General features: G+C 60.9%; 12 protein-coding genes. 6 read left to right on the top strand and 6 right to left on the bottom strand.

What is annotated here, in order from left to right; genetic code table 11:
• The first annotated feature begins 17 nt into the window (after nt 1-17).
• From BLU78_RS01270 to BLU78_RS01260, 3 genes are read left to right on the top strand one after another with little or no spacing between them, the layout of a single operon-like run.
• Nucleotides 18-755 carry a hypothetical protein gene (locus BLU78_RS01270; protein ID WP_231290707.1) on the top strand — a complete coding sequence of 246 codons (738 nt, stop codon included), beginning with the start codon at nt 18-20 and terminating at the stop codon, nt 753-755.
• A 2-nt stretch (nt 756-757) separates the two neighbouring features.
• Nucleotides 758-1,879 carry a histidine kinase gene (locus BLU78_RS01265; protein WP_010259447.1) on the top strand — a complete coding sequence of 374 codons (1,122 nt, stop codon included), beginning with the start codon at nt 758-760 and terminating at the stop codon, nt 1,877-1,879.
• Between the two features lie 3 nt (nt 1,880-1,882).
• On the top strand, nt 1,883-3,589 hold the full coding sequence (locus BLU78_RS01260; protein WP_010259445.1) for a sensor histidine kinase: 1,707 nt from the start codon (nt 1,883-1,885) through the stop codon (nt 3,587-3,589).
• 38 nt (nt 3,590-3,627) lie between these two features.
• On the opposite strand, the gene BLU78_RS01255 is transcribed toward BLU78_RS01260, so the two are convergent.
• A complete protein-coding gene (locus BLU78_RS01255; RefSeq protein WP_026020581.1) occupies nt 3,628-4,704 on the bottom strand; it encodes an MBL fold metallo-hydrolase in 1,077 nt (358 codons plus the stop codon).
• A 243-nt stretch (nt 4,705-4,947) separates the two neighbouring features.
• On the opposite strand from BLU78_RS01255, the gene BLU78_RS01250 reads away from it, so the two are divergent.
• Genes BLU78_RS01250 through BLU78_RS01240 form a run of 3 tightly spaced genes read left to right on the top strand, consistent with a single transcriptional unit; the run spans nt 4,948 to nt 10,712 of the window.
• Nucleotides 4,948-6,213 carry an efflux RND transporter periplasmic adaptor subunit gene (locus tag BLU78_RS01250; RefSeq protein WP_010259440.1) on the top strand — a complete coding sequence of 422 codons (1,266 nt, stop codon included), beginning with the start codon at nt 4,948-4,950 and terminating at the stop codon, nt 6,211-6,213.
• A gap of 6 nt (nt 6,214-6,219) precedes the next feature.
• Nucleotides 6,220-9,318: an efflux RND transporter permease subunit gene (locus BLU78_RS01245; RefSeq protein WP_010259437.1), complete on the top strand. Its 3,099-nt coding sequence runs from the start codon at nt 6,220-6,222 to the stop codon at nt 9,316-9,318.
• Complete coding sequence (locus BLU78_RS01240; protein ID WP_010259435.1) at nt 9,315-10,712, top strand: efflux transporter outer membrane subunit; 1,398 nt, start codon at nt 9,315-9,317, stop codon at nt 10,710-10,712. Before BLU78_RS01245 ends, BLU78_RS01240 begins: the two co-directional genes overlap by 4 nt.
• Before the next feature lie 8 nt (nt 10,713-10,720).
• Here the strand turns inward: BLU78_RS01240 and BLU78_RS01235 are convergent, their stop codons facing one another.
• From BLU78_RS01235 to BLU78_RS01215, 5 genes are all read right to left on the bottom strand, one after another.
• Complete coding sequence (locus tag BLU78_RS01235; protein ID WP_010259433.1) at nt 10,721-11,299, bottom strand: Crp/Fnr family transcriptional regulator; 579 nt, start codon at nt 11,297-11,299, stop codon at nt 10,721-10,723.
• A 35-nt stretch (nt 11,300-11,334) separates the two neighbouring features.
• Complete coding sequence (locus BLU78_RS01230) at nt 11,335-12,699, bottom strand: MATE family efflux transporter (protein ID WP_026020580.1); 1,365 nt, start codon at nt 12,697-12,699, stop codon at nt 11,335-11,337.
• A 102-nt stretch (nt 12,700-12,801) separates the two neighbouring features.
• Nucleotides 12,802-14,184 (bottom strand): aldo/keto reductase, encoded by a 1,383-nt coding sequence (locus BLU78_RS01225; RefSeq protein ID WP_010259430.1) that lies wholly within the window; start codon nt 14,182-14,184, stop codon nt 12,802-12,804.
• A gap of 12 nt (nt 14,185-14,196) precedes the next feature.
• Nucleotides 14,197-15,678 carry a 4Fe-4S binding protein gene (locus BLU78_RS01220; protein WP_010259428.1) on the bottom strand — a complete coding sequence of 494 codons (1,482 nt, stop codon included), beginning with the start codon at nt 15,676-15,678 and terminating at the stop codon, nt 14,197-14,199.
• Between the two features lie 27 nt (nt 15,679-15,705).
• On the bottom strand, nt 15,706-16,245 hold the full coding sequence (locus BLU78_RS01215) for a flavodoxin family protein (RefSeq protein WP_026020579.1): 540 nt from the start codon (nt 16,243-16,245) through the stop codon (nt 15,706-15,708).

The raw sequence follows: 16,245 nt of genomic DNA, 5'->3' as shown, positions 1-16,245 counted from the left end.
TGAAAATCGATAAGACCATGAAACGTTGGATAGTCATCCTGATGACCGCACTGGCGGTCTTCCTGGCCGCCGATCTCTGCGCCCGGGAGCGCGGCGTGAAATTCTCGGGCGGTACGGACGTGGTGAGCGGCTACATCTGGCGCGGCGTCTGGGAAGCAGGCGCCAGCCTGCAGCCCACGCTGACGATGGTTGCCGGGAACTTCTCGGCCACAGCCTGGGGATCGGTGGACTTCGCCGCCACCTCCTACAAAGAAATGGACCTCACGCTGGCCTATGCCCTCGGCCCCGTGACCTTCTCGCTGGCCGACCTCTACTGGGAGGGCGGCGCCGGCGACCGCGGCACGGTCAGCCGCAGTTACTTCCGTTTCGGGGCCGATTCACCCCACCGCGTCGAGGCGGGCATCACATGGCGCATCAGCGAACGGGTGCCCCTCACACTGGCGTGGAACACGGTGCTGTTCGGCGCCGCCGACGTGAACGCCCGAGGGGAGCGCGCCTACGCCACCTATGCCGAAGCCTCGTATCCCTTCGCCGTAAAGGGCGTGGAGATGAAGGCCGGAATAGGGATCGTGCCGTGGAACGCCGTCGGAACCTACGGCATCGACCGCGATTTCTACATTCAGAACATCTTCCTGAATGCCGGGAAGAGCTGGACGGTACTCGGATCGCTCCAACTCGGCATCTTCACGTCGCTGGGCTGGAATCCCGCGGCGGAAGACGTGAATTTCGTGGGCGGATTCTCATTCCGGATGTAACGATGGAGAAGCAGGACAGCGTTCAGCGCTTTCTGGAACTGATCCGGCGTTCGCACCGCGGCAAGTTCAAAGTCTACATCGGCATGAGCGCCGGCGTGGGCAAGACTTACCGTATGCTGCAGGAAGCCCGCCAACTGCTCGACGCGGGCGTGGACGTCAGTATCGGCTACATCGAAACGCACGGCCGCACCGAAACGGAAGCCCTCGTCGAGGGGCTTCCGCTCGTGCCGCGCCGCAGGCTCTTCTACAAGGGCAAGGAGCTCGAAGAGATGGACACGCTGGGGATCATCAACCTGCATCCCGAAATCGTCGTCGTGGACGAGTTGGCCCACACCAACATTGAGGGCAGCGGAAATCCCAAGCGGTGGCAGGACGTGATGCAGATTCTCGACGCGGGAATCAGCGTCATCTCGGCCGTCAACATCCAGCACATCGAGGGGCTGAACGAGGCCGTGGAGAAGATCACCGGGATCGAGGTCCGCGAACGGGTCCCCGACAGCGTGCTGGCCATGGCCGACGAAGTGGTGAACATCGACCTCACGGCCGACGAGCTGATCGGCCGCCTGAAGGCCGGAAAGATCTACCGTCCCGACAAGATCGCCGCGGCACTCGGCAACTTCTTCACCCAGGACAACCTGCTACAACTGCGCGAACTGGCGCTGAAGGAAGTGGCGCTGCGCGTCGAAAAGAAGGTCGAGAACCAGATGGCCGAAGGGGACAAGGTCCGCCACGACAAACTGCTGGCCGTAATCGACAGCAGCGAGAAACGCGCCCGCCGCGTCATCCGCAAGACAGCCCGCATGGCCACGCATCTGAACACTTCGTTCACGGTACTTTACATCCAAAGCGACCGCGAAGCCGCCGACCGCATCCCGCTGGCCCGCCAGCGCTACCTGATGAACAACCTGAACCTCGCCGCAGAACTCGGGGGCGAAATCCGCCGCAAACACTCCAACGCCCCGGTGGAGACCATCGTCGAATTCTGCCGCGAACAAAAAATCAACATCGTCTGCGTCGGGCGTCCCGAATTTTCGCTAATTTCGCTGCTGAAAGGCGCATTCGGTCTGCGACGGCTGACCGGAAAACTGTCGCGCATGAACATTGATCTTTTTATCTTTTCGTAGACCATGAAAATACAACGGAGAATCACGCTGGGCATCGGCATCCTCTTCGCCATGATCCTGCTGCTGGGCATCCAGTCCGTCAGCTATGTGCGGCAGCTGTCGCAGGCGACAGGCACCATCCTCGCCGACAACTACAACTCCCTGCAATACGCGGGCGGCATGTTGCAGTCGTTGAACGACATCGGCGAAGATTCCGTCTCACGGCACATCCTGCGCGAAAACCTCGCCCTGCAACGGCAGAACATCACCGAAATCAACGAACGGGAGAGCACCTCGACGCTCGAACGCCACATCGCCTCGCTGAGCGATCCCGTGACCGAGGCCGAGATACGGACCGTACGGCAAGACCTGTTCCGTATCATGGAGCTCAACATGGCGGCCATCCGCGCCAAGAGCTTGGCCGTCGAAGAGCGCGCCGACTACGTCATGTGGTGGCTGATCGTCGTAGCGGCGTTATGCGCCGTGATCGCGGGAGCCATTCTCGTCTGGTTCCCTCGGTCGGTGCTGCGGCCGATCGACGTCCTGAAACGGGGTATCACCGAGATCGCCAACCACAACTACGAGCAGCGGCTCGAATTTCCGGGCAACCGCGAGTTCGAATCCGTCGCCGAGTCGTTCAACGACATGGCCGCCAAATTAGACGAATACCGCCGCAGTTCGCTCGACGACCTGATGGCGGCCAAAAAACGGATCGAAGCGATCGTCGACACGCTCCATGAGCCGATCGTAGGGTTGGACCCCGACCGCCGCATCCTCTTCATGAACCGCGAAGCACTCTCGGTACTGAATCTCCCGCAGGAGGTCGTGGGACGCAACGCCACCGAGGTAGCCCTCTCGAACGACCTGCTGCGGCGGCTGATCCGCGGACTCTGCGAAAAGAAAGACCCCGAACCGCTGAAAATCTATGCCGACAACAAAGAGAGCTATTTCCAGGTGGAGAACACGCCCCTCTACATCACGCCCGTCGGCGGCAGTGAACGGCAGTTCGTGGGCAACCTGATCGTGCTGAACAACATCACCCGTTTCAAAGAGTTGGATTCCGCCAAGACCAACTTCATCTCGACCGTCTCGCACGAGATGAAAACCCCGATCTCCTCGATCCTGATGAGCCTGCAATTGCTGGGCGACACCCGCCTGGGAGAGCTCAACACCGAACAGAAACAGCTCGTGGGAAGCATCAAAGAGAGCAGCGACCGCTTGTTGTCGATCACCGGCGAGTTGCTGAACATGACCCAGATCGAAACCGGCAAACTTAAACTGATGCCTAAGATAACCAAACCTATCGAGCTGATAAACTACGCCGTAAAGGCGACGCAAGTACTGGCCGACCGATTCTGCTGCTTCGTCGAAGTGGACTATCCCGAAAAGATATCGAAACTCTTCGTCGACAACGAGAAGATCGCATGGGTCATCACCAACCTGCTGTCGAACGCCATCCACCATTCGCCCGAGAAATCGCGCATCATCATCGGCGCCGTGCAGCGCGAAAAGGCCATAGAAATCTATGTGCGCGACTTCGGCCGCGGCATCGACCCGCGTTACCACACGAGCATTTTCGAACGCTATTTCCGCGTTCCCGGGACCAAGGTGCAGGGCAGCGGCCTGGGGCTGGCCATCTCGAAGGAGTTTGTCGAGGCCCACGGCGGCACGATCTCGGTCGAGAGCGAAATCGGCAAGGGCAGCCGCTTCTCGATCCTCCTCCCGGCATGACACGAAGCCGCCGCTGGAATTTCCGGCGGCGGCTTCATTCAAAGTTCGACGACCTCTCCGATGACAGGCCGCAAGACCGCGGGCGGCTCATGGCCAGCCATCGCCACGGCGGTTTTCAGCGGCTCATCCCACGGATGCCGCGCCAAGGCGTATTTGGAGTGGTGGACCGTCAGCACCTTCCGGGCGCCCAGGTCCGCGGCGGCCTGCGGAAGCTGATCGGGCAGCGTATGGATGTAACGCCAGTCGACATTGTACTGCCCGTTTTCGAGAATCGCCAGGTCGATCTCCGGAAACCGCTCCCCGATCTGCGCGAAATGATTTCCGTAACCACCGTCGCCGCCAATGTAAATCTTTCGCGTGGGTGTTTCCAATAAATAGGAGGCCCACAGCGTACGGTTGGGGGTCAGCCCCCGGCCCGAAAAATGGCGCGACGTCAGGCAGAAGACGCGGAAACCCTCCACGGGAGTGGCATCCTCGTCCCAATCCAGCTCGGCGATCTGCTCCGGGGCAAATCCCCAGCGTTCGAAATGCTCGCCGACACCCAGCGGACAGACGACCTTCCCGATGCGGTCCTTCAATTCGCGGACCGTACGGTAGTCGAGATGGTCCCAATGGTCGTGGCTGATGACGAGCAGGTCAACCGCGGGCATATCCTCCGGACGATAGAGGTCGCTGCCCGGAAAAGCCCTGTTCAGAAAACCCAGCGGAGCTGCGCTCCGGAAAACAGGGTCCACGAGTATCCGCCGTCCGCCCGAAAGGATCAGGTAGGAGGAGTGGCCGAACCAAACCAGCCGGTCCTGTGCGGGATCGAGCCCCCGCAGATCGGTCCTGACAGCCGGAACGGGCTCCGCGGGGCGCAGGCCCTCCGTCGAGCGGAACAGGAATCCCAGCATGGTCCGCATGCGGCCTCGGCCGGAAGTGATCTGCGGGGTGCGCTCGCGGTTGCGGAACTGCCCGTCGCGGTAATTGGGCGAACGTTCGATCCGCGCCAGCCGCTCACCGCGGGGCAGCCGTCCGAACGAGGGCTGGTTGATGAACAGCGCGACCGCAGCGGCCAGCAGGCAGACGATTCCGAGAAGTATGAGCATGACACGTCTTGTTTTTCGATAGGACATCCGTAAAAACGTTTAATCAGTATACAAATATAAACCCGTTTTTTCGGCCTTTTGGTATGCAAATTACGGATTTTGTTACCGGAATTACCGTTCGGGCCATCTTTTATACAACAAAAACAGGCATTTCGGCACCATATTCGCCCGATTTATGTTCGAACGGAAAGCAGATTGACAAAAAAATCCTAATTTTGCATCTCAATACCGGACATCCATACCAGGCAATCAATACATAGATGTCAAGCAATGAAAATATCCCGTGATACAATCCGACAGCAAGCGGTCCTGTCAGGACGCCGCGCGCTGAAACTGGGCAAAGAGGCCGGCGGCAAGGTCCGCCGTTTTTCCAAACGCACCTGGATCACCATCGCCGCAGTCGCCGTAGTGGCGGCCGGAGGGCTGTGGTGGTGGCTGCGTCCCGAACCCGCAAAACCCGTCTGGCCCGTGGTCGAAGTCGAGCCCGTCCAGACCGACGATATCGAACTCTACGGCGAATACGTCGGACGCATCCGCGCCCAGCAGTTCGTCGAGATCCGAGCCCGGGTCGAGGGCTTCCTCGAAAAGATGATGTTCGAAGAGGGTACCTATGTCCGCAAAGGGCAGCCCTTGTTCATCATCGACCCCAAGCTCTATCAGGCACGCGCCAATAAGGCCAGGGCCCAGCTGAACAAGGACAAGGCCATGGCCCTCAAGGCCGAACGCGACCTGAAACGCATCCGTCCGCTTTACGAGCAGAATGCCGCGAGCCAGCTGGACCTCGACAATGCCATCGCCTCCTACGAGAGCGCCACGGCAGCCGTCGCGATGAGCGAGGCCGACCTCACGCAGACCGAAACGGCCCTGAGCTACACCACCGTCAGCTCGCCGTTGTCGGGATATATCTCCGAGCGCAGCGTCGATATCGGTACGCTCGTGGGCCCCAACGGCAAATCGCTGCTGGCGACAGTGGTCAAAAGCGACACCGTGCGTGTGGACTTCAGCATGACGGGCCTCGACTACCTCAAAAGCAAAGCCCGTAACGTCAACCTCGGCCAGCGGGATTCGAGCCGCAAGTGGGACCCCTACATCACCATCACACTGGCCGACAACACGCAGTATCCGCTGCGCGGGCTCGTGGATTTCGCCGACCCGCAGGTCGACCCCGAAACGGGAACCTTCTCCGTGCGGGCTGAAATGGCCAACCCCGACCGCATCCTGCTGCCGGGACAGATCACCAAGGTACGCCTGCTGTTAGACGTGCGCGAGAACGCCACGGTCGTCCCGACCAAGTCCATCGTCATCGAGAAGGGTGGCGCCTATGTCTTCGTCATCCGGCCCGACAGCATCGCCGAGCGCCGCATGATCGAGCTCGGCCCCGAGGTCAACAACCGCGTGATCGTCGAACGGGGCGTCGTTCCCGGCGAGAAGATCGTCGTGGAGGGTTTCCACAAGCTCACCCACGGAGACAAAGTAGACCCCGTACCTGCTCCGGAAAAAGGCCCTGTAACCGAGACGGAGACGTCTGAAAAATAGCGAGCCATGAAATCGGATTTCTTTATCGACCGGCCCGTCTTCTCGACCGTTCTCTCCATCGTCATTGTCATCGTCGGCCTGCTGGGACTGGTGCTGCTGCCCGTGGACCAGTATCCTCAGATCGTGCCCCCGGTGGTGAAAGTCTCGGCGTCGTATCCCGGCGCCAGCGCCCAGACCGTGACGCAGGCCGTCGCCACCCCCATCGAGCAGGAACTCAACGGAACGCCCGGCATGCTCTACATGGAGTCGACGAGCAGCAATTCGGGCGGTTTCTCCGCCACCATCACCTTCGACATCGACACGGACGCCGACCTGGCAGCCGTCGAGATCCAGAACCGCGTGAAACAGGCCGAAGCGCGCCTTCCGGCCGAAGTCATACAGAACGGCATTTCGGTCCAGAAACAGGCTTCGAGCCGCCTGATGACCATCACGCTGCTGTCGAACGACCCCAAGTTCGACGAAATCTACCTCTCTAACTACGCCACGCTCAACGTGCTGGACATGCTGCGCCGCGTGAAGGGCGTCGGCAGCGTCTCGAACGTCGGCAGCCGCTACTACGCCATGCAGGTCTGGGTACAGCCCGACCGGCTGGCCAACCTCGGACTGACGGTCCAGGACTTACAGAAAGCCCTCAAAGACCAGAACCGCGAATCGGCGGCGGGCGTATTGGGCCAGCAGCCCATCACGAACCTCGACATCACGATCCCGATCACCGCCCGCGGACGCCTTTCGTCGGTCAGCGAGTTCGAGGAGATCGTCGTCCGCGCCAATCCCGACGGATCGCTCATCCGCCTGCGCGACGTGGCCCGCATCTCGCTCGAAGCCTCGTCGTACAGCACCGAGAGCGGCATCAACGGCGGCAACGCGGCCGTGATGAACATCAACATGCTGCCGGGCGCCAACGCCATGGAGGTGGCGCGCTCGGTACGCGAAACGATGGAGGAGATCAGCCGCAGTTTCCCCGAGGGCATCTCCTATAAGATACCGTTCGACATGACCTCCTACATCTCGCAGTCGATCAAAGAGGTCTACCACACGCTGTTCGAAGCGCTGCTTCTGGTGATCCTCGTGGTTTTCCTCTCGCTGCAGAACTGGCGCGCGACGCTGATCCCGACCATCGCCGTGCCGATCTCGCTCATCGGAACGTTCGGCGTGATGCTGGCTTTCGGCTTCTCGCTCAACATGATGACCCTGCTGGGACTGATCCTCGCCATCGGTATCGTCGTGGACGACGCCATCGTGGTCGTCGAGGCCGTGGAGCGCACGATGGAAGAGGAGGGGCTCTCGCCTTACGAAGCCACCAAGAAGGCCATGAGCGGGCTGGGAAGCGCCATCATCGCCACGTCGCTGGTGCTGTGCGCCGTGTTCGTCCCCGTGAGCTTCCTCTCGGGCATCACCGGCCAGCTCTACCGCCAGTTCACCATCACCATCGCCGTCTCGGTGCTGATCTCGACGTTCGTGGCCCTGACGCTCTCGCCGGCCCTCTGCGCCCTGATCCTGCGCCCTGATTCGGGCCGGAAGAAAAACCGCCTGTTCCGCCGCATCAACATCTGGCTGGCCAACGGCAACAAGTTCTACGAACGGATGATCCGCGGCGGCGTGCGCCATTCGAAGCGCATGCTGACGCTGTTCGGACTGACGCTCATAGCACTGTGGGCGCTCAACAAAGTCGTTCCCCAGAGCTTCATGCCGCAGGAGGACCAAGGCTATTTCACCGTCGAGCTGGAGCTTCCCGAAGGAGCCACGCTCGAACGCACGCGCCGCGTGACGGACCGTGCCATGGAGTACCTGATGTCGCTGGAGGATGTAGAGTACGTGCTCAACGTCACCGGATCGAGCCCCCGCGTGGGCACGAACCAGTCGCGCAGCCAGCTGACGGTGATCCTCAAACCGTGGGACGAGCGCAAAACCTCGAACATCCGCGAGCTGATGAACGACATCCGCGAAGAGATGCGCCGTTATCCCGAAAGCAAGGTCTTTCTCTCGACACCGCCCGTCATTCCGGGACTGGGCGCTTCGGGCGGTTTTGAAATGGTGCTCGAAGCCCGCGGAAACGCCTCGTACAGCGATCTGCAACACGCCGTCGACACGCTGCTGCACTACGCTTCGAAGCGTAAGGAGCTGACGGGCCTTTCGGCGTCGATGCAGACCGACATCCCGCAGCTCTATTTCGACGTGGACCGCGACAAAGCCCAAATGCTGGGCGTGCCGATGGCCGACATCTTCTCGACGATGAAGACTTTCACCGGGTCGGTCTATGTCAACGATTTCAACCTGTTCAACCGTATCTACCGTGTCTACATCCAGGCCGAAGCCCCGTACCGGGCCCAGCGGGAGAACCTGGGGCTCTTCTTCGTGCGGGGCGCCGACAAGGCGATGATCCCCATCACGGCCCTCGGCACGACCTCCTACACCACGGGGCCGGGCACCATCCGGCGCTTCAACATGTTCAACTCGGCGACCATCTCGGGCGAGGCGGCCCAGGGGTACAGCTCGGGACAGGCCATGGCCATCCTCGAACAGATCGCCCGCCGCCACCTGCCGCAGTCGATCGGCGTCGAGTGGAGCGGCCTTTCCTATCAGGAGAAGCACGTCAGCGGCCAGACGGGTTATGTGCTGGCACTGGCCTTCCTCTTCGTCTTCCTGTTCCTCGCGGCGCAGTACGAAAGCTGGCTGATCCCCGTGGCGGTGATTCTCTCGCTGCCGATCGCCGGCATCGGCGCCTACCTGGGCAACTGGGCCTGCGGGCTGGAGAACAACATCTACTTCCAGATCGGACTGGTGATGCTTGTGGGTCTGGTGGCCAAGAACGCCATCCTGATCGTCGAGTTCGCCAAGGACGAAGTCGAAAAAGGCCGCGACATCCTCACGGCCGTCATCATGGCCGCGCACCTGCGGTTCCGTCCTATCGTCATGACCTCGCTGGCCTTCATCCTCGGCATGCTGCCGCTGGTCTTCGCCAGCGGTCCCGGATCGGCCAGCCGGCAGGGTATCGGCACGGGCGTCTTCTTCGGTATGCTGGTGGCCATCACCATCGGCATCGTCTTCGTGCCGCTGTTCTTCGTCTGGGTGTATAAACTGAAAGAAAAATGGACTACACGATGAAACGAAGCACATTATATATTTTCGGGATCCTGCTGCTGACGGCGGCGGGAGGTTGCTCCGTGCAGAAAAAATGCCCGGCCCCCGAACTGAACCTTCCGGCCCAGATCGTTGCCGGACGCACCGATTCGCTGACCATCGGCGACCTGGCGTGGTGGGAAGTCTATACCGACACGACACTCTGCCGGCTGATCGGCCGCACGCTCGACCGCAACCGCAACATGCAGTCCGCCGAGGCGCGCATCCGTCAACTGGAAGAGCTCTACCGCGTGAGCAAAGCGGCCCGTCTGCCGTCGCTCGGCGGACTGGTTCTCGCCGACAACGAGACCAACGACTATTACGGCGAGGCACACAAGAGCGACGCCGAATTCAGCGTTAAGGCGACCCTGAGCTGGGAGGCCGACCTGTGGGGCAGCCTGCGGTGGGCCAAACGAAAAGGAGCGGCGGAGTACCTCGCCTCGGTCGAAGCGGCGCGGGCCCTGCAGATGACGCTCATCGCCGAAGTCGCCACGGCCTATTTCGAACTGACGGCCCTCGATCACGAGCTGGACGTGGTGCGCCGCACGGTGGAGACCCGCCAGGAGAGCATGCGGCAGGCCCGGCTGCGTTTCGAAGGCGGCCTTACCTCCGAAACGGCCTACCAGCAGGCTAAAGTCGAGCTGGCGAGCGCCTCGGCACTGATTCCCGACCTCGAACTGAAGATCGCCCAAAAGGAGAACCAGATATCGGTGCTCGCAGGAGGCTATCCCGCCCGCGTGACGCGCAGCAAAATGAATATGAACGTCACGATGCCCGACTCGCTGGCCGTGGGGCTGCCCTCGACGCTGTTGCAGCGCCGTCCCGACGTGCGGCAGTCCGAGCAAAACCTGAAAGCCGCAATGGCCGCGGCCGGGATGGCCTATGCCGACCGGTTCCCGCGACTGACGATCTCGCTGACGGGCGGACTCGAGAACGACGCCCTCAAAGGGCTCATCGAATCTCCGTTCTCCTATGCCGTCGGCAACCTTACGGCGCCGCTCTTCGCCTTCGGTTCAAAGCGGGCGAAATACCGCGCGGCGCTGGCGGGCTACGAGCAGGCCCGTCTGGCCTACGAGCAGAAGGTGCTGGAGGTCTTCCGGGAGGTCAACGACGCCGTAGTAGCCTACCGCAACATGCGCCGGACCGCAGAGCTGAAATTCAACCTCAAAGAGGCGGCCCGGCAATATGTCGTGCTGGCCAAACTGCAGTATATCAACGGGGTGATCCGCTACATCGACGTACTCGACGCCCAGCGGAAATTTTTCGACGCACAGGTCGAGGAGAGCAAGGCCGTGCGCAACGAGCATCTGGCGCTGGTCGGGCTTTACAAGGCCCTCGGCGGCGGATGGGACACCCCGGAGCGCGAAAAGAAAGGCTGACCTGAAGGTCAGCCTTTTTTCTTTCCCAGTTTGGCCCTGATGCGGCTCAGCGATTGTGGGGTGATCCAAAGGTAAGAGGCGATATGCTTCAGCGGAACGACCTGCAGCAGTTCGGGACTCTCGGCCATCAGCGCCCGGTAACGCTCCTCGGCCCGCGGGGCCCCGCCCGAAAGAATCCAGTTCTCGAGGCCCAAAAACTGCTCCTCGAAAATCCGCCGTCCGAAATTGGCAGCCCCGACCGAAGAAGCGAAGAACTCCTCCAGATCGGCTTTGGAAATGCCGTAGAGTTCCGCGTCGCACATGGCCTCGATGGTGATCTGCGAAGGGGCGTTGCCGACATATCCCCAAGTCGAAAAGAGCGCTTCGCCCTCGCCCACGAACCACACCGAAACATCCACGCCATCGTTGCAGTAGTGTCCCAGCCAGATGCCGCGGCTCACGATATAGAAATCGGGGTTGCGTTCGCCCTCACGAACCACGCATTCGCCCTTGCGGAATGCATAACGCTCCATTTTGCCCACGAGCCGCTGACAGTCCTCCGCGGGAAGGTTGTATTTCCGGCTGAATTTTTCGATAAATGCCTCCATGCCTTGCAGGTTTGAGGCCGTAAAGATAGTGAAATTTATCGAGCCAGCGCAAGATGCCGTCCGCAGCCATAGATCGCCATAACAACTCCGAAGGTAAGCACCTCGGTCAGCGGCACGGCCAGCCAGATGCCCTCGACACCCAGCAGCAGGGGCAGTCCGAAAAAGCAGGCTACCATGAACACGAACCCGCGCAGGACGGTGACCAGCATGGCCGGGCGCGCCCGCTCGACGCTCTGGAAATAGCTGATCGCCACGATATTCACGGCAAAGAATACGAATCCCGACGCGAACAGCGGAAGCCCCCGGACGGCAATGTCGTAAGCAGGGTAGGCGCTGTCGATGAACATCGCCACGACCTGATGGCTGAAAAGAGCCGTCATGCCAAAGAAAGCCAGCCCCAACACCACAGCCGTCATCAGCGCCAAGCGGAACGTCCTGCGCACGCGCACGCCGTTACCCGCGCCGAAATTGTAGCTCAAAATGGGCTGGGCCGACTGTCCGATGGCGTTATAGACCATGAAGATGATCGGGAAAAAGTAGCAGGCGATGCTGAACGCCGCCACGCCGTCCTCGCCCAGATGGCGGATAAAGACGTAGTTTCCGGCAAACATCATCGTCGCAATGGCCCCTTCGCACAGGAAGGTCGAAAGGCCCAGGCGGCACATATATCCTACGTTGCGCAGGGTCAGGCGCATGCTTTTGCGGCTCAGTTTCACACGGCAGAAGCGCACGGCACGCCGGCGGTCGCTGAGGTATACGAGAATCATCGCGGCACCCACGATATAGCCCAGACTCGTGGCCAGCGCGGCGCCCGTCATCCCCCAGCCGAAGACGAAGATGAACACGTAGTCCAGCACGATGTTGATGACCGCCGGAATGGCATTGCAGAGCATAGCGTAGTTGGGCGACCCGTCGAGGCGGATGAAAAACATCCCCGAGCTGAGCAGGGCGCTGAACGGCAGGAACGGCGCGAACCAGTGCATATACTCCACGGCCAGCGGCAGCAGACGCTCCGAACTGCCCAGCAAACGAGCCACCCCGAGAGCATACCAGGTGATGAAAAAGCTATAAGCCGCCAGCAGCAGCGACGAGACCACCACGGCCTGCGTCACGTTGATCCGTGCGGCCTTGGCCTTCCCCTGCGAAAGGTGGATCGAGGCCACGACCGAAGCCCCGACGCCGAACATCAGTCCGACGCCCGTACTGATGAGGAACAGCGGGGCGGTGATGTTAACTGCGGCCAGGGCGTCGCTGCCGATGCCGCGGCCCACGAAAATTCCGTCCGTAATGACGAACGCGGCCGAGAAAACCATCCCCATCACCGTGGGGATCAGCAATTTTCGGAACAATTTCGGAATATCCATGCTGCCGAAATCAATGCTGTCTCTACTATCTTTCATAACTTGTATTTTTGGGACTACAAAGATAGCGGCTTCCAATCCGACAATAGTTAACATATGATAAAAAAGGCCCCTCCGTTCGGAGAGGCCTTGCGTGCGGCGTCAGAGAGTTCCCTGTTTGAGCTGTTCGACGAAACGGTCGATGCGGCGCAACTGCCGGGGAATTTTGATCGACTGCGGGCAATGCGATACACACTGATCGCAACCGATGCAACGACTTGCCTGCCGGAGTTTCGGAACCGAGCGGTCGTAACCGACGAGGAAAGCCCGACGGGCCTCCCGGTAAGCCGGGTCCTGCTGGTCCTTCGGCACATTGCCCTCGTTCACACAGCGGTTGTAGTGGGCGAAAATCGCCGGAATGTCCAGTCCATAAGGGCAGGGCATGCAATACTGACACTCGGTGCAGGGCACGGTGGGGTATTTCAGCATCACCTGCGCCGTATCCTCCAGCAGTTCGTATTCCGCAGGCGCCAGCTCCTCGAGCGGCGAATAAGTGCGAATGTTATCCTGCAGGTGCTCCATGTAGGTCATGCCGCTCAGCACGGTCAGCACCCCGGGGTAGGAACCCGCAAAGCGGAACGCCCACGAGGCAGCGCTCTGCGTCGGCCGCTGCTCTTTGAACCGCCCGACCAGATGGTCGTTCAGCCGCGACAGGCGGCCGCCCAGCAGCGGCTCCATAATCACGGCCGGGATGCCGCGCTTCTCCAGTTCGCCGTAAAGATATTCGGCATCGACGTTGCGGCCCGAAGCGTGCTTCCAGTCGACGTAGTTCATCTGTATCTGCACGAAATCCCACACGGCCTCGCCCCGGTCGTGCATCGCCAGCAGGTGATCGAAGACCTTTTGGTCGCCGTGGAACGACCATCCGAGGTTGCGGATGCGCCCCGCCTCGCGTTCACGGAGCAGGAAGTCGAGCACACCGTTGTCGATGAAGCGTTCGTTGAACGTCTCGACGCCCTTGCCGCCGCCCACCGAGTGCAGCAGGTAGTAGTCGAGGTAATCGACCTGCAGGTCGGCCAACGACTGACGGTACATGGCCAGCGAATTCTCGCGCGTGAAATTCGAGAAATTGGACATCTTCGTCGCTACGAAAAACTTGTCGCGCGGATGCCGTTTGAGGGCGATGCCCGTGGATTTTTCGGAAAAGCCCTGTATGTAGACGGGCGCCGTATCGAAATAGTTGACCCCGTGGGCAATGGCGTAATCGACCAACTCGTTGACGGCCTCCTGGTCGATCGGATTGCCGTCGGCCGCGGGCGTTTCGAGCAGGGGCCAGCGCATGCAGCCGTAGCCCAGCAACGACACCCGGTCGCCGGTCGCCGGCGTCGTACGGAACGTCATCTTATCCGTCGGAACCTCGCCGACAGCGGCGGTCGCCGCTCCCTGTCCCCGCTTTCCACAGCCGTAAAACGCAGCGGTCGTCGCAGCGGCCCCGACTCCGAGGACCTTCAGAAACTCACGGCGGTCTATCTTTTTCTTCTCCATTTCTTCAGTTTTTCAGATGATTCGCTGACGTTGGTGGCCTTCGACATAAATTGCACTGAACGGACGCGACGGGCAGAGGTTCTCGCAGGCTCCGCAGCCGATACAACGCTCCTCGTTCACCGCCGGAATGCGCGGCGATTTCGGATCGTCGGGATCGCGGGGCACCATCCGGATCGCCCCCGCAGGACAATGACGGAAGCAGTTGTCGCAGTTCACGCCGTCGGTGTTGACCACGCAGTTATCGGCTATCCACACCGCATGTCCTACCTGCGTCGCCGATTTCTCCGCGAAGTCCGTAAGACGGATGGCATCCGTGGGGCACACCTCGGCACACCGGGCGCACTCCGGACGGCAGTAGCCGCGTTCATACGACATCTCGGGCTTCATCAGCATCGACAACCGCCCCGAAGGACGCAACACCTGATTCGGACAGACCGACACGCACAACTGACACGAAGTGCAGTGCGCCGTGAAATGGCGCGTATTCTGCGCTCCCGGCGGCAGGATCGGCACAGCACGGTTCGGGACCTTCTTCTCCTCGATCACGGCCAGCCCGCCGTCGACCTTCTTCTCCTGCGCACGCAGGGCGGTGTAGGCGAAAAGCCCCACCACGCCGAAAAACCGGCGCCGCGAAGCGTCGGTCCGAGGACTCTCAGCCCGGGAAGCCGATGCCCGTTCCGGCTGCCGCCGGGTATAGGTAATGGCTCCCTGACGGCAGGATTCGAGACAGTCCATGCAGGCCACGCAACGGCTGTAATCAATCGTGTGGTTCGCCGGGTCGATACACGACGCCTTGCAACTGCGGGCGCAGAGTTTGCAGCCGTTGCATTTCGAAACGTCGAAGCGCGGTTTGAACAGCGACCGGCGGGATAACACGCCCAGCAGCGTTCCCACCGGGCAAACCGTGTTGCACCACGTACGTCCGCTGCGCCAGGCGAGGACCGCCAGTCCCACAAACGTCACGACTGCGATAAGAAACACCCCGAGGCTCTTTATCCACACGTCCACCGGGTAAAAAGCATAACTGTCCATCCGTTCGGCGACCCAGGCCAGTCCGTTGTTGCCCCACGCATAAATCGGCGCGAAAAGATTCGAAGCGATACGGCCGTAGGCGCTGTACGGGGCGATCAGCCAGCCGACGCCCGCCAGCATCGCCGCGACGAACACCGCCAGCATCGTCCAGCGCAGCCACGTGAGCGCGGGGGAGTAGCTGAAGCGGTAGCGGTGCTTTTTACGCCGCCCCGCGAACCACGATGCAATGTCCTGCATCACCCCCAGCGGGCAGATGACCGAACAATAGACCCGTCCGAAAAGCAGGGTCAGCGCCACGAGCGCCAACACCACGCCGACGTTCACAGCCAGCAGGGCGGGTAGGAACTGGATTTTCGCCATCCATCCGAACCACGCATGAAGGGTCCCTGTAAAGTCGAGAAACAACAGCGTGATCAGCACGAAGAAGAGGACCGCCGCAACGATCCGGATTTTTCGCAGCATCTTTATTTAAGTTTGTTATACAGCATTTTACGCTCTCAGACCCAATTCGTAAGCCTCCTGCATCGCAGGCGAAGATTTGATCTCCCCGGCGTGCCAGGCCCCGACACCATAGACGACACCCCGTTCCGTGGGCCCCTCGAGGCAGTCGAGGAAACCGCGGAAACACTCCACCGTGCGCTCCATCATCGGAATACTCTCCTCGGCGGCCGTCAGGATGAAATAGAACTCCTTGTCGGTCATCTCGGTATAGCGGGCGCAGCAGCGGTCGATCAGCGTCTTCATCTGGCCGCACACCGTATAAAAATAGACCGGCGAAGCCATCACGATCACATCCGCGGCAACCATTTTCGCCAGCACCCCGGCGGCATCATCCTGCTGCGGACAGGGATGCTCACCGTTGTAACAACGGTTGCATCCCGTGCAATAGTTGATTTTCAGGTCTTTGAGAAACACTTTCTCGACCTCGAGGCCCGCCTCGCGGGCACCCTCCATGAAACGGTCGCACAGCAGGTCGGAATTTCCGCCGCGACGCGGGCTGGAGGAGAGTATCAAAACTTTCTTAGCCAT

Origin of the sequence: Alistipes timonensis JC136 (assembly GCF_900107675.1) — a bacterium.
Lineage (GTDB): Bacteria > Bacteroidota > Bacteroidia > Bacteroidales > Rikenellaceae > Alistipes > Alistipes timonensis.
Note: the sequence above shows the minus strand (reverse complement) of the source record. Positions and strands in the feature narration are given on the sequence as shown.

Coding starts and splice junctions, on each gene's coding strand:
- BLU78_RS01230 (WP_026020580.1), bottom strand. CDS start 12,699: ATGAAAGATAGTAGAGACAGCATTGATTTCGGCAGCATGGATATTCCG.
- BLU78_RS01220 (WP_010259428.1), bottom strand. CDS start 15,678: ATGCTGCGAAAAATCCGGATCGTTGCGGCGGTCCTCTTCTTCGTGCTG.
- BLU78_RS01240 (WP_010259435.1), top strand. CDS start 9,315: ATGAAACGAAGCACATTATATATTTTCGGGATCCTGCTGCTGACGGCG.
- BLU78_RS01250 (WP_010259440.1), top strand. CDS start 4,948: ATGAAAATATCCCGTGATACAATCCGACAGCAAGCGGTCCTGTCAGGA.
- BLU78_RS01255 (WP_026020581.1), bottom strand. CDS start 4,704: ATGTCCTATCGAAAAACAAGACGTGTCATGCTCATACTTCTCGGAATC.
- BLU78_RS01265 (WP_010259447.1), top strand. CDS start 758: ATGGAGAAGCAGGACAGCGTTCAGCGCTTTCTGGAACTGATCCGGCGT.
- BLU78_RS01225 (WP_010259430.1), bottom strand. CDS start 14,184: ATGGAGAAGAAAAAGATAGACCGCCGTGAGTTTCTGAAGGTCCTCGGA.
- BLU78_RS01235 (WP_010259433.1), bottom strand. CDS start 11,299: ATGGAGGCATTTATCGAAAAATTCAGCCGGAAATACAACCTTCCCGCG.
- BLU78_RS01260 (WP_010259445.1), top strand. CDS start 1,883: ATGAAAATACAACGGAGAATCACGCTGGGCATCGGCATCCTCTTCGCC.
- BLU78_RS01270 (WP_231290707.1), top strand. CDS start 18: ATGAAACGTTGGATAGTCATCCTGATGACCGCACTGGCGGTCTTCCTG.
- BLU78_RS01245 (WP_010259437.1), top strand. CDS start 6,220: ATGAAATCGGATTTCTTTATCGACCGGCCCGTCTTCTCGACCGTTCTC.
- BLU78_RS01215 (WP_026020579.1), bottom strand. CDS start 16,245: ATGGCTAAGAAAGTTTTGATACTCTCCTCCAGCCCGCGTCGCGGCGGA.